Origin of the sequence: Mesorhizobium ciceri biovar biserrulae, assembly GCF_001618845.1 — a bacterium.
Lineage (GTDB): Bacteria > Pseudomonadota > Alphaproteobacteria > Rhizobiales > Rhizobiaceae > Mesorhizobium > Mesorhizobium ciceri.
In genome coordinates this window covers 4,312,490-4,326,235 of record NZ_CP015064.1, presented here as the reverse complement: position 1 = coordinate 4,326,235, position 13,746 = coordinate 4,312,490, and the positions used below count along the sequence as shown (strand labels likewise).

Genomic DNA, 13,746 nt, shown 5'->3' with positions numbered 1-13,746 from the left:
CTCATCGGATGTGCCAATCTTCGACCGGTTCGCGCAGGCCTGATTTGACGCTGCGCAGGATTGCATCATTGACGGCGACGGCGCGCAGGGCGTCGTCGAGCGGCATCACGAAAGGGGTTTCGTCGCGAACCGCGGAAATGAAATGGTGGACCTCCTCGAAGAGATCCCCCGTGATGCGGCCATTGACGGTCGGCCAGTGCAAGGCGTCGGGCTGCGACCACTGTCCATGCGATAGGATACGTAGACCGTGGTCGCGCACGTCGAGGTCGATCATGCCTTCAGTGCCGATGATTTCGGTGCGCGCCCAGATGCCGGTCGGAACGGTCGGTGGCAGCGTCCAGCCGAAGTAGAGCTGTCCGCTCGTTCCGTTCGACAGCTCGACGGTGGAGAAGATCGCGTCTTCGGAGCGAACTCCGAGCGAAGGCATGAGCTTGGCGACCGATCGGGAGTAGACGGCGATGATGTCTGAACCTGAGATCCATTGCAGCGCATCCACGTCGTGCACGCCGAGGTAGAAGCAGACGCTCGAGTTTCCGTTCATGCGAAGACCGACTTCGCGATTGGTGAAACGGCCGCTGCTGCCGTGGATCGGCTCGCCGATCCGCCCGGATTTCACCGCTGCCGCGGCTTCGCAATAGCGCGGGTCGAACCGCAGGATGTGGCCGACCAACAGACGCGCGCCGTTTCTCTCCGCCGCTTTCGCAATCGCCTTGGCAGCGGAAAGATCATGAGCCATCGGTTTTTCGAGCAGCACCGGCTTGCCGGCATCGAGCAGAGTGCGGCAGACGTCTTCATGCAGCGTATCGGGTGCCGCCACTATGTAGGCGTCGGCGGCATTGGCAGTCAGCGCGGCGGCGGCATCGGTGAAATGCCGGACGCCGAAATCGGACGCGGCCTTGCTTCCCGAGGCAGCGTTCGGATCAACGAATGCCGATAGTTCCGCGACAGGGCTCTCGGCAACCACCTGCGCATGCAGGAGACCCATGTAGCCGGCACCGACGATGGCGATCTTCAATTTGCTCAAAGGGTCCTCCTTACAGGCATGGTGCAAGGTTGGATGCTGGCCGGGGTGCGCAGGCTGGTGGTGTGATCGTGCGATCACCGAAGGCCAGCGTCATCACATCTTCTTCCGTCGCCCCACGCGCCAGCGTGCCGACAGAGTGGCCTTCGCGCATGACGACGATGCGGTCGGCAACGCCGAGGACCTCGGGCAACTCGCTCGACACCATGAGGATCGCCGCGCCCTCGGCCTTCAATCTTGCGATCAGGTGATGGAGTTCGGACTTTGCGCCGACGTCGACGCCGCGTGTCGGCTCGTCGAGCAGGATGATCTTCGGCTTGGTGGCAAGCCATTTGCCGATGACGACCTTCTGCTGATTGCCGCCCGAGAGTTCGATGGCCATCTTGTCGGGCTGGGCCGGCCGCACGCCGAGTGAGCCGATGAGATCGCGCGCGAGAGCCAAGATGTGGCGAGGTCTCAGCAGGCCGAAGTGACTGTTGTCGCGAATCCAGGCGAGGGACAGGTTATCCCTGATCGACATCGTGCCGACAAAGCCTTCCAGATGCCGGTCTTCCGGTATGTAGACGATGCCGGCGCGATTGGCGGTCTTGGTGTCGCCGCCGGTCTGCTGCCCGCCGAAAATTCTGAGGGTGCCGCCATGCATGGGATCGAGGCCGGCAATCAGCCTGAGCACTTCGGAGCGGCCGCTGCCCATCAGGCCGGCGAGCGCGACGATTTCGCCCCTGCACACGCTGAGCGTCGCAGACTTCAAGAGCTTGCCATCGGAGATGTTGCTGATCTCGATCGCGGTCTCGCCGACTTGCGCTTCGAGATAGGGGAAGATGTCGCCGACATCGCGCCCGACCATCATGGAGACGATCTCGGCCTCGCTGGTCAGGCGGGTCTGGCGCTCGCCGATGAAGCGCCCGTCACGCAGAACGACGACGCGGTCGCACTGGCTGAAGATCTCTTCCATCTTGTGCGAGATGTAGAGGATGCCGGCGCCGCGAGCTCTCAGCCTGTCGATCAGGTCATAGAGCTGGTCGCGCTCGCGGTTGGAGAGCGCGCTGGTCGGCTCGTCCATGATGAAGAACCAGGCATCGGACAGAACGGCACGGGCGATTTCCACCATCTGCCGGTGCCCGACGGAAAGCGTTCGCAGTTCCGCGCCAATGTCGATATCGAGCGACAGCTCGTCCATGATGGCTTTCGCATCGCGCCGCATCCGGGCCCGGTCGAGAAATCCCAGGCGGGTGTGCGGTTCGCGGCCGATGAAGAGATTCTCCGCCACGGTCAGGTCCGGCGAAAGGCTGAAATGCTGATGGATGACGCTGATGCCCTTGGCGTCGCTGGGGGAGTGGAACTGGAAGGCGTTGCCGTCGATGACGATCTCACCCTCGTCCGGGCGATGCAGACCGGAAATGCACTTCACCAGCGTCGATTTCCCGGCCCCGTTCTCGCCGGCAAGCCCCACCACCTCGCCGGCCGAGACGGCAAAGCTGACACCGTCGAGCGCCTTGACGCCCGGAAAAGACTTGCCAAGCCCGCGCAAGGCGATGCTGTGTTTGCCGACCGGTGTTGCGGCGGTGTTGCGGGGCGACGGGCTGGACTTGCGGCCGCCGGCCTTGAACAGGGCGGCGACACTCTCCGGCTGGCTGGTGAGAACGGCCACCAGAATGAGGCTCGCGGTGACGAAATAGATCAGGATCTGCGGCACCTGCAGGAAGGACAGGCCGGTGTTGATGACGCCCAGCAGCAGCGCCCCGATCGCCGTTCCCCAGATCGAGCCCTGGCCGCCGGACAGTTTCGTGCCGCCGATGATCGCGGCTGTGATGGCTGTAAATTCAAGGCCGGTGCCGGCAAGCGGCTGTGCCGAACCAAGGCGGCCGATGGTGAGGATCGCGCCGAGCCCGGCTGTCGCACCGGCAATCAGGTAGACGGAGATGCGCACCAGGTCGACGGGAACCAGAGAGGCCCGCGCTGCTCCCGCATTGCCGCCGATCGCATAGATCCAGCGCCCATACACCGTGCGATTGAGCACGAACCACCAGAGCCCCAGGCAGATGGCGGCGATGATGACGGAGACCGGCAGGAGACCGATCGTCTCGCGTCCCGCGAAAAGCAGGACCGGATCGGCGACCGCGATGCTGGATGCGCCGGAGAGGCTGAGCGCCAGGCCGCGCGCAAACGCCATGGTGGCGAGCGTTGCGATGAAAGGGGAGATGCCGGCAAAGCCGATCAGCGCTCCATTGAGCAGACCTATCGCGGCACCGCCACCGATCGCGGCGAGAAGGCTCAGGCTCGCCGAGCCGGTTGCCGTGTAGGCAAGACCCGCGGCGATGCCGGAACAGGCGAGGTTGCTGCCGACGGAAATATCAATGCCGCGCGCGATGATCACGGCCGTCATGGCAAAAGAGATGAGGGCGATGACCGCACTCTGCTGCGCGATGCTGACAAGATTGCCGGTCGACAGAAAACGCGGATCGATCCAGCCGAAGACGGCGATGGCGACCAGCAGCACCGCGATGAGAACCGGTTCGTTGCGCCGCAGTAACGGAGAGGTCCAGGACTGGAACATGGGTCGGTCCTCTTATCGAGCATCATGCGCGGTCACCACGGAGCGGCGACGGCGATCGTCAGGAAAAGGGGACGCCGGATGACATGTCATCCGGCGCTTGAGCCGCTTTAGGCTGTTACTTTGCCAGGGTCATGGCGGTCGCCGGAACCTTGGGACCGAGTTGCTCGGTATAGTTCTTGGCTTCCACCGCCTCCTTGTCGGTGTTGATGTATTCGAAGGTGAGGCCATCCGCCTTGAGCTTCGCCGCCGTCGCATCCGAGGTCACGAAATAGGTCGGCATGTAGAGATCCTGCGGCAGCTTTTCGCCGTTGGCCAGGCGAGCGGCAACGGCGATGTTCCAGTAGCCGACACGATAGGCGCCGGTCAGCACGTCCATCACCATCTTGCCGTCGTCGATCAGCGGCTTCATCTCGGCGTCGCCGTCATAGCCGCCGTAGAGCAGCTGGGTTCCCATCGAACTGGCAACGGAATCGGCTGCCAGGCAAAGGCTGTCGGAGATGCAGCCGATGGCCTTCAGGTCCGGATAGGTGGTGAGCCATGTCTGGGCGGCATTCGTTGCCTTGGCTGCGTCCCAGCCGGTCGGCTCGATGCCGACGACCTTGATGTCCGGAAACTCCTTTTTCAGGGTTTCGACAAAGCCTTTTTCGCGCGTGTCGGACACGAAGTTGCCACGCGAACCGACGAGCAGGGCGACTTCGCCCTTGCCGCCAAGCGACTTGCCGAGCGCGCGGGCAACCATCGACATGTTGTCGTAGTCCGGATAGAGCGTCGAATAGTTCGAGCCTGCCTCGACCTTGTTGCCCATGGTGATCACCGGAATGCCGGCGGCGGTGGCTTTCTGGATCACCGGAATGACCGCGTTCTTGTCGATCGGATCGATCAGGATCGCGCTGACGCCCTGATTGATGAAATTCTCGATGATGCTGACCTGTTTTTCCAGGCTACCCTCGGCGCTCTGCCAGGTGGATTTCACCCCATAGTCGGCGGCAGCCACGTCGCCGGCTTCCTTCATGCGGACAAAGAAGGAGTTCTGCAAGTCGATTGCCGCAAGTCCAAGAACCTTTTCCGCGGCAAGCGAGGGCGTTGCGATGGCGAGTGCAAGCAGAGTAATGGATGCTTTCAGGGAAATGCGCATGTTTCAGTTCTCCTCTTGTTGCGACAGGACGATTCTTCGCCTCTTTTTCATGTCCCGCACGACGACCGTCCCAGCGACAGGCATTCCGGCGGTATTCCGCGGCACTCGTGCCGTATCCATGTCGGGCCGCGTCCTGCGTGGACCGGCCTTTCTCGACCTCAGCCGTTCAGGCCTTCGACACCGGCGCCGCAGACAAGCCCGGCGATGCGGGCGCCGCGCGGTGGCTTGAAAGCTCCGCTCATCAACGCGGCCAGCGATGCCGCGCCGCTGAGGTCGGCGGCGATGCCGAATTCGAACCAGAGCAATTCAGCGGCTTTCTGCATGTCCGCATCCTCGACAAGGACGATGTCGTCGACGTGCTTGGCGACGATCTCGTAGATACTTTCGTCCGTGCGGCCGCAGGCCATGGTCGCAACCTTCGTCGTTATCTCGGGCAAGCGAACGACACGGCCGGCAGTCAGGGAGGCGTGAAGGGTCGGTGAACCGGTCGGCTCGACACCAACGATCCTGGCGTCGGGTTTGACGTGCTTCAGGACTTCGGACATGCCACTGATGAGGCCGCCTCCGCCGATCGCGACGATGTAGATGTCGGCATCGGGAATCTGGTCGACCATCTCCAGCGCCACAGTTCCCTGGCCGGACACGATCTGCGCATCGGCGAAGGGATGCATGTAGAAGGCGCCGCGCGCTTTTGCCTCGGCCAATGCAGCCTCATGCGCTTCATCCCAGACCTTGCCTTCGAAGCGAACGTCAGCGCCCCATTTGCGCAGCTTTTCCGCCTTCAGCGGGCTTGCATTGTTCGGCAGGTAGATGGTGGCGGGAGCGCCGGCCCGGGCAGCCACATAGGCGGTGGCCAGGCCGTGATTGCCGCCGGATGCGGCGACCAGTCCGTTTTCGATCCGGCCCGGCTCGAGCGTTTTCACCCGGTTCGTGGCGCCCCGGATCTTGAAGGAGCCGCTCACCTGGAGGCATTCGAGTTTCAAATAGACATCATTTTGGAGGTTCGCGCCCGTGGCATGGTCGAGCATGACGACCGGGGTGCGCCGTATGAAGGGGGCAATGCGCCGGGCAGCCGCCATGATGTCTTCATGGCTCATCGGTCAGTGCCTCCGGATATTCGTTGGCCAGCACGAAACAGCAATTCCCCGGGCGCACGCGGCCGGGTTGACGCTTGGCGAAAACGATGCCGTCGATGGGGTGAAGGAGATCGATGGGCGCGCGCGACGGCGTGTGGAGGAAGTGAATGCGTCCGGCAAGGTCGCCTTTGCTGACGGCACTGCCGAGGGGGCTCAAGGGTTCGAAGACACCGTCCTCCTCGGAAAGCAGATAGCCTTCGCTTCCGGGCACCTTGAGCACGCGTGCGTTGGCGCCAGGGGCAATGTCAGGCGCGCCCTTCAGGACGCCTGCATGTTTCAGCACATTGCGGATGCCCCTGCGGCAGATGGCCAACGCATCCGGACTGACAAGGCCGCCGCCGGCCATCTCGCTGCCGATGACGATCAGCCCCTGGTGATTGGCGGACGCGGTCGAGGTCCGGGTTTCGCCGAGATTGTCGACCATGACAACGGTCGGCGCCCCGAAGGCGAGCGTCGCCTTGATGTTCTTGCGATGCCCCTGCGCGGTCGGGGAGGGCTCGATGATCGCGCTCGGCAGGATCATCAGGGACGAACCGCCGGAGTGGAGATCCAGGAAGTAGTCGGCCTTCGGAAACAGGATGTCATGCACATAGGCCGCTATCTGGCTTGTCAGCGTGCAGTTGAAATCGCCCGGAAAACTGCGGTTGAAATTCAACCCGTCGACCGGGGAGGTGCGGGTACCGGCCTCGACAGCCCGAATGTTGATGGCCGGAATCGCGATGATGCGACCGGCAATATCCCGTGGATCGATCTCGCGCAGAAGTTCGCCGAGCGCGATCGGCCCCTCATATTCGTCGCCGTGGTTGCCACCCTCGATCAGGACCGTCGGACCGTCGCCGTTCTTGATGACGGCGAGCGGAACGCGGACCGTGCCCCAGGCATCGTCGTGTGGCGATTGGGGCACATGGAAGAAGCCGATCTGCTTGCCCTCGCGATCGAAATCGACCGACGTGTAAACACTGTTGTTTCGGGGCGTGATGGTCGCGCGGACAGTGTTTGCTGGTCTCTGGACGGTCATCGGCTCGGCCTCGAAATTCATTGTCCCCGTCATCATGTCAGTTTTATATATGGTGTCAAGTTTGGATATAAAACCAATGGCAATTCCGATTTCTTGTCTCTATCGTGCGTGGACCACCGGGGATTCTTCGAATGGCAGATGACGCAAAAGAGAGTGGCAAACCGACCTATTCGGCCCCGGCGCTGACGAAGGGTCTGGATGTCCTGGAACTGCTGGCGGAGGCGCGGGCGCCCTTGACGATGAAGGAGATCGCGGAAGGCCTCGGTCGTTCGAAGAATGAGATTTTCCGGATGCTGATCGCGCTCCAGGAGCGTCAATATATCGAGCGCAACGCCGAGACCGACGCCTATTCGTTGACCGACAAGCTTTTCAAGCTGGGGCTGCACACGCCGAGCGCTCAGGATCTCATGTCCGCCGCAATGCCCGAGCTGACGCGGATTGCCGGGGACTCAAATCAGTCGCCGCACCTGGTCGTCTTCAATCATGGCTTGACCGTCGTGACCGCGGCCGTTCCCGGCGGCGAGGACATGGCGTTCACGCTGCGCCTCGGCTACGGCCGCCTGGCCACCGACGCGACCTCCGGCCATGTGATCCTTGCCTTCCAGCCGCCAAAGGTCGCGACGCGGATGATCGACGAATGTGCGGCACATTCGCCGGCGCCGCTGGATCGAGAGGCGCTGGAAAAGCAGCTTCGTACCATCCGCGCGGACGGTTACTGGATGCGCGAGAGCCGTGATTTCGTCGGCATCACCGATATCTGCTGTCCGGTCATCGGACCGGACGGCAGCGCCGTCGCCTCCATTATCGTCGCCTATATCAATCGCCATACGCGTGAAAGCCGCCATGCCTTTACTCTGGAGGTCCTGCGTGCTGCCTGCGATCGCATCTCCATGAAGCTGTCACCGCGGGTTCGCTGAGGGGTCGTGGTGCGCTGACGGCGCAGACGAGGCACCGCCCGCGGGACGTTTGCACCGGATTGATAATACCAGTATGGGTCCAGTCAGGAATGTTTTGATCCTGGGTGCTTCTCGCGCGGGAGGAAGAGCAATGACAACCGTGAACCTGATCGGGCTTGTCAGTCGGGAGATGGAAGCGACAGCCTCCGATGTGCCGCTTTACCGACGGTTGAAATCGGCGATCGAGGCAGCGATCCGTTCCAACGCTTTGAAGGCCGGCGCGGTTCTGCCGGGCGAGCGGGTTCTGGCGGAAGCCCTGTCGATCTCGCGTGTCACTGTGAGAAAAGCTCTGGCGTTGCTCGAAGAGGAAGGGCAGCTCAATCGCCGGCATGGTTCCAAAACCGAGATCGGGTCGCGGGTCGAAAAATCGCTTTCGACGCTGACGAGCTTTTCGGAGGACATTCTGGCGCGCGGCCTGAAGCCTGGATGCCTATGGCTTTCCAAACAGATAAGCCGTCCATCGCCAGCCGAAATGATGGCTTTGGGTATTGCCGCAAACACCAATGTAATCCGCATGCGCCGCGTGCGGACGGCCGATGGCGCGCCGATCGCCGTCGAGGTCTCGGCCGTGCCGGTTCGCTTCCTTCCTTCGCCCGAGATGGTTCAGGACTCCCTCTATGAAGCGCTAGATGCACGCGGCTTCCTGCCTCAGAGGGCAATCCAGCGCATGCGCTCGCGCGGCGCATCGCTGGAGGATGCAAGACACCTTCATTGCGAGATGGGCGCACCGCTGCTGATGACCGAGCGCCGCTGCTTTCTCGCCGACGGACAGATCGTGGAATACTGCGAGACACGCTACAAGGGAGACGTCTACGACTTCGTCTTCGAGCTGCAAAGATAATACCAGTCATGAACTGGTTGTAATCTGGTATTTTCCATTTATCGTGATGGCGACAGGGGAGTGCCGACGTGCAGCGGGAAGACATCGCCAACAGTCTCATCGTGTCCTGCCAGCCGGTTCCCGGCGGCCCGATGGACAGTGCGCAATTCGTGACGGGCTTTGCCAGGGCCGCTCTTGAAGCCGGAGCCAAGGCCCTGCGCATCGAATCCGTGCCCTATGTCGCGGCCGCCCGCCTGGCCGTCCGCGAGCCGATCATCGGTATCGTCAAGCGCGATCTGACCGACAGCCCCGTGCGCATCACGCCCTATCTGGCCGATGTCGAGGCGCTGGCCGAGGCGGGCGCCGATATCATCGCTTTCGATGCGACGGACCGTGTCCGTCCCGTTCCTGTCGAAGCGCTTGTGAAAGCCGTCAAGTCCAGGAACAAGCTGACCATGGCCGATTGCTCTTGCCTTGACGATGCGCGCCGGGCCCTTGCCGCGGGTGTCGATTTCGTCGGCACGACGCTTTCCGGCTATGTCGGCGGGCCGGAGCCGGAGGATCCGGACATTGCCCTCATCGCTCAAATGCGAACCCTGACCCCCTACGTCATCGCCGAAGGGCGTATCCGGTCGCCGGAGCAGGCGGCCGCCGCCGCGCGCGCTGGCGCCTGTGCCGTGGTTGTCGGATCGGCGATCACCCGTACCGAGCACGTCACCTCGTGGTTCCACCAGGCGATTTCCGAGGCCTATGCGGCAAGAGGCACGCAAACCGTGCTTGGCCCAACCGTGCTGGGCATCGACATCGGCGGAACCAAGACCATGGCCGCGCTGGTCAGCGGCGGCAAGGTGATCGAGGACATGATCGTGCCGACGGCGCGAGAGGCTGGACCCGACGCCTGGCTGGCATCCCTTGCGCAAAGCACGTCAGCCTGGTCAAGCCGCTTCAGTCGTATCGGTATTGCGGTGACGGGGCTGGTGCACGATGGACGCTGGTCGGCGTTGAATCCGGCGACGCTTGGCATTCCCGACGGCTACCCGCTGGTCGAAAGGGCATCCGCTGTTTTCGGCAAGCCCGTCTGTGCGTTCAACGATGCCCAGGCAGCCGCCTGGGGCGAATACAAATTCGGCGCCGGGCAAGGTCGCGACATCGTCTTTCTGACCATCTCGACCGGAATTGGCGGCGGCATCGTTTGCAACGGCCGATTGCTGTCCGGTCTTGCCGGTCACTTCGGTCTGATCCGTGGTTTGTCTGCAGACCAGGCCCCGCTCGAAGACAGCACCTCCGGCCGCTGGATCGCTTCGCAGGCCCTCAAGGCCGGCTTCAAGGCCGATGCCGCCGATGTGTTCGGGCTTGCGCTGAAGGGCGAGGCCTGGGCCGACGCCATCGTGTCGCGGAGCGCCTCGCGGGTCGCGACGCTGTGCCGGGACATTCAGATGATGTTCGATCCGAAATCGATCGTCATCGGCGGCAGCATCGGTCTTGCCGATGGCTATCTCGACCGGGTGCGCGCGCATCTGGGCGAGGTTCCACCGCGCCTTTCCTCCAATCTCGTTGCGGCGAAGCTCGCGGGCCACGCCGGCGTCATCGGTGTTGCCGATCTTGCCGAATGGGCAAGGTAGCGGCGCCGCCGGTCATGCCATGCAAAAATCATCAAAAAAGAAGGGAACGATCATGAAATTGAGCAGGACGTCTTTTGCGCTTATGGCCACCCTCCTCGCGGGGACAGCTTTGCCGACCTTTGCCAACGCAACCGTGACCGTGCTCGGCTGGCCTGGCGGGTCCGAGGAAACCGCACTGCGGGCAACCGTGGAAACCTACAACAAGCAGGCAAGTGATGCCGACAAGGTGGAGCTGCTGTTCTTCAACCGCGAAGGCTTTTACGACAAGCTGCAGGCCGACATGGCGGCCGGATCCAGTGCCTTCGACGTGAACCTCGTCGCCACCTACTCGCTCGGTCGCTACGCGCCCTATATGGAGCCGATCGATCTTGGCGCGGATGCGGCCAAGGTTTTCGGCGAATCCGTTCTCAAGACGATGCAGTTCGACGGCAAGCATACGGCGTGCCGACAGACCTTTCGCTGCACTTCATGTACTACCGCAAGGATCTCGTCGACGCCTTGAGCAGGGATGACGCCGCCAAGAAGACCTATGGTGAAATCGCCCAGAAATATCTCGGCAAGCCGCTGCAGCCGAAGGACCCGGACAGCTGGACCTGGGACGACTGGGCGGCCACCGCCCTCTATTTCACCAAGCAGGTGAACCCGGACAGCCCGGTGCGCTACGGCACGGTCCTGCAGATGAAGAACCTGCTGTTCAACATGATGGTCTTCCAGTCGCTGCCGCGCTCCTACGGCGGCGACTGGATGGACAAGGACGGCAATGTCACGGTGGATTCGGATGCCTACAAGACCGGCCTCGAGCTCTACAAGAAACTCTATGATGCCGGGTCATCGCCCAAGGATTCGCTGAGCTACGAATATGCGGAAACCAACGCGGCCTTCGCATCCGGTCAGGCCGCGACGGCACTGCAGTGGAATGCCGCGGCGGCGGATCTGACCAGCACCGAAAAATCTCCGGCGGTCGCCGAGGTGACCGGGATCGTCGCGCCGCCGGCAGGTCCCGACGGACGCGCCGATCATATCCACGGCCTTGGTTTGGGCCTCAACAAGAACGCCAAGAACAAGGAAGGCGCCGTCAAGTTCCTGAAGTGGCTCGCCACCGAGGATGCGGCCTTGCTCTATGCGCGCAGCGGCGGTTCGCCGGCATTGTCTCCCGATGTCGTCGCCAAGGTTGCGAAGGAACGTCCCGATCTCGTCAAGCTCGGCGAATTCGCCAGCAAGTACGGCTATGTCATGACCGGAGCGACGTCCGCGAGTGCGCTCCCGGTCTATGAGCTGCAGGCAAAGGAGTTTACCGGCTACTGGTCCGGCCAGCAGAGCCTCGAGGATGCGCTCGCCCACACCAAGGCGGGCATGCAGGACCTTCTCAAGAAATGAACCATTTGCCGGACGCCCGGTCGAGCTCGGTGTCCGGCGCGTTTGGCGGATCGAGATGGCCCTTGTGACACGTGCCGAAGGCAGGATGTATCTGACGCCGCTGGTCGGCTTCCTGCTGCTGTTCCTCGGCTTTCCGGCGATCGTCAATCTGATCTATTCCATTTCGACCGTCACATTCGAGACGCTGCGCAGTCCGGTGTTGAGCGGTTTCAGCAACTATGTCGCGGTGTTGAACGACCGCGAATTCTGGAGCTCGGCCTGGTTCTCTCTGCGATTCGGTATTCTTACCGCATCAGCGGAATGTCTGATCGGTCTTTTCCTTGCCATCTTCCTGGCACCGCTTCTGAGCAAGCGACCAGTCCTGATGGCGCCGTTGATGCTGCCGCTGATGGTCGCGCCGGCCATGGTCGGTCTCATGTACCGGCTGGTGCTGCATGAATTCGCGGGACCCGTCCCCTACTATCTCTTCCAATGGTTCGGTGACAGCCCGGCCTTCCTCGACATCAACAATGCCTTCTGCACCCTTGTCGTCGTGGAGACGCTGCAATGGACGCCTTTCGCCTTCCTGCTCTTCTACATGGCCTATTCGGCCATACCGCTCGACGTGCGCGAAGCCTCCTCGCTCGATGGCGCATCACCGTTTGAGATCGTCCGGTGGATCGACCTGCCATTGATGAAGCCGACGCTGGTCATCGCGTTTTTCATCCGTTTCATCGACGGTTTCCGGGTGTTCGACAATGTCTATGCATTGACCGGCAGTGGTGCAGGAGGTTCAACGACGTCCTTGTCGATCTACATCTACCAAGCCTTCTTCAAGGAAGGGGCTATTGGCAAGGCGGTCGCCGCCTCGGTTGTCCTGTTCATGGCGTCGTTCATCGTTCTCCACTGCCTTAACCGGCTTGCCGGCCGCAGGAAGCGTTGACGATGGTCGGGGCACTGCGCTGGATCGTTTTTGCCATCGCCGTGCTGGCGATGAATTTCCCCATTATCGTGACGCTGATCACATCGCTCAAAAGCCAGCGCGAGCTTTCGACGAACCCCGGTTTGTGGATCAGCCAGCCGACGCTCGACAACTATCTGGAGGTCCTGACGCAGACCAGCCGCTTCAACATCTATGCCTATCTGCTGAACAGCACCGTGGCGGCGCTGATCGGAACCGGCCTTGCGATCGTGCTCGCGTTCCCGGCTGCCTATGCGATCGCGCGCAGCGAGACGGGAAAGCGCTTGGTCCTGCCGATCGTCATCAATCTTCGCGCCGTGCCGCTGATCATCTTCGCGATCCCGCTTTACATGATGTACCAGTGGCTGGGCCTGCTCGATACGCGGATCGGGCTCGGGCTCATCCTGACCATCGTCAACGCGCCGCTTGCACTCGTCATCCTGGTAAACGCGATTTCAGATGTACCAGTCGAACTCGACGAGGCGGCGAAAGTCGATGGCGCAAGTTCCTTGCAGGTGATGATGATGATCGTCCGGCCCGTCATCCGACCGGCGCTCGTCACAACCTTCATCTTCGGCTTCATCACCGCCTGGAACGAATTCCTCTTCGGCCTCATGCTGACAACCAGTCGTGCCGTGCCGATGACGGTCGGCGCATCCTTCTTCTTCGCCGCGAGCGGCGGTGGCGTAAAATGGGGAACCGCTTCCGCCGTCATGATGCTGGGCGCCTTGCCGCCGGCACTGCTGGGTCTTGTGATGTATCGGCAGATATCGGGATCCATGACCGCTGGGGCGGTCAAGGGCTAAAGCAAGAAGAAGTTCGTCTTTCCGACAAATTGGACAACCCAATCCGACAGCGCCAGCGCACTTGTCAGGCCAGGTGACTCGATTCCGAAAAGACGGATCAGCCGTCCGGACGGATCTGCCAGAATGTCGAAATCGCCGAACTGCAACCCGTTCGTTAGGCCGTAGCCCACAATAGCTCGGCTCCAGTTCCCCCTCTCTCAGCCCCGGCCAATAGATGGCGCGTAAAATGGTGTGGCCTCGGGCTGGCCGAGGAAGGAAGAAATGGTGCAGCTTGCTGATGGCGAAATCGCGATGGCGCAGACGCAACGCAGTCTGGTTAGGTCCAGCCTAAGCCGAACTACTGAAAATCATAATTTGT

Annotated in this window: 10 protein-coding genes and 1 pseudogene; 6 read left to right on the top strand and 5 right to left on the bottom strand. The window is 62.1% G+C overall.

All coding sequences use genetic code 11. The features are described 5' to 3' along the window. Position 1: 1 nt before the first annotated feature. The 5 genes from A4R29_RS20365 to A4R29_RS20345 all read right to left on the bottom strand — a co-directional run bounded on the left by A4R29_RS20365 (position 2) and on the right by A4R29_RS20345 (position 6,903). Entirely contained in the window at positions 2–1,024 is a 1,023-nt protein-coding gene (locus A4R29_RS20365) for a Gfo/Idh/MocA family protein (RefSeq protein WP_063172722.1), read from the bottom strand. A 10-nt stretch (positions 1,025–1,034) separates the two neighbouring features. Further along, positions 1,035–3,578, bottom strand: a complete 2,544-nt coding sequence (locus A4R29_RS20360) for an ATP-binding cassette domain-containing protein (RefSeq protein ID WP_063172721.1) — start codon at positions 3,576–3,578, stop codon at positions 1,035–1,037. A gap of 115 nt (positions 3,579–3,693) precedes the next feature. Continuing rightward, entirely contained in the window at positions 3,694–4,713 is a 1,020-nt protein-coding gene (locus tag A4R29_RS20355; RefSeq protein ID WP_063172720.1) for a sugar ABC transporter substrate-binding protein, read from the bottom strand. A 158-nt stretch (positions 4,714–4,871) separates the two neighbouring features. Continuing rightward, positions 4,872–5,810, bottom strand: a complete 939-nt coding sequence (locus tag A4R29_RS20350) for a threonine ammonia-lyase (protein WP_063172719.1) — start codon at positions 5,808–5,810, stop codon at positions 4,872–4,874. Continuing rightward, positions 5,800–6,903, bottom strand: a complete 1,104-nt coding sequence (locus tag A4R29_RS20345) for a succinylglutamate desuccinylase/aspartoacylase family protein (protein ID WP_244506845.1) — start codon at positions 6,901–6,903, stop codon at positions 5,800–5,802. Before A4R29_RS20345 ends, A4R29_RS20350 begins: the two co-directional genes overlap by 11 nt. Before the next feature lie 95 nt (positions 6,904–6,998). Between A4R29_RS20345 and A4R29_RS20340 the strand changes: the two genes are divergently transcribed. The 6 genes and pseudogenes from A4R29_RS20340 to A4R29_RS20315 all read left to right on the top strand — a co-directional run bounded on the left by A4R29_RS20340 (position 6,999) and on the right by A4R29_RS20315 (position 13,388). Next, entirely contained in the window at positions 6,999–7,784 is a 786-nt protein-coding gene (locus tag A4R29_RS20340; RefSeq protein WP_013530438.1) for an IclR family transcriptional regulator, read from the top strand. A 130-nt stretch (positions 7,785–7,914) separates the two neighbouring features. Next, the gene (locus tag A4R29_RS20335; protein WP_027160933.1) at positions 7,915–8,664 is read left to right on the top strand and encodes a GntR family transcriptional regulator; all 750 of its coding nucleotides are present in this window, start codon (positions 7,915–7,917) and stop codon (positions 8,662–8,664) included. Positions 8,665–8,732: 68 nt separating this feature from the next. Then, complete coding sequence (locus A4R29_RS20330; protein WP_082827463.1) at positions 8,733–10,265, top strand: putative N-acetylmannosamine-6-phosphate 2-epimerase; 1,533 nt, start codon at positions 8,733–8,735, stop codon at positions 10,263–10,265. A 52-nt stretch (positions 10,266–10,317) separates the two neighbouring features. Further along, positions 10,318–11,642: pseudogene (locus A4R29_RS20325) on the top strand (ABC transporter substrate-binding protein). 55 nt (positions 11,643–11,697) lie between these two features. After that, complete coding sequence (locus A4R29_RS20320; protein WP_063172718.1) at positions 11,698–12,564, top strand: carbohydrate ABC transporter permease; 867 nt, start codon at positions 11,698–11,700, stop codon at positions 12,562–12,564. A 2-nt stretch (positions 12,565–12,566) separates the two neighbouring features. After that, positions 12,567–13,388: a carbohydrate ABC transporter permease gene (locus A4R29_RS20315; protein ID WP_063172717.1), complete on the top strand. Its 822-nt coding sequence runs from the start codon at positions 12,567–12,569 to the stop codon at positions 13,386–13,388. Positions 13,389–13,746 lie beyond the last annotated feature (358 nt).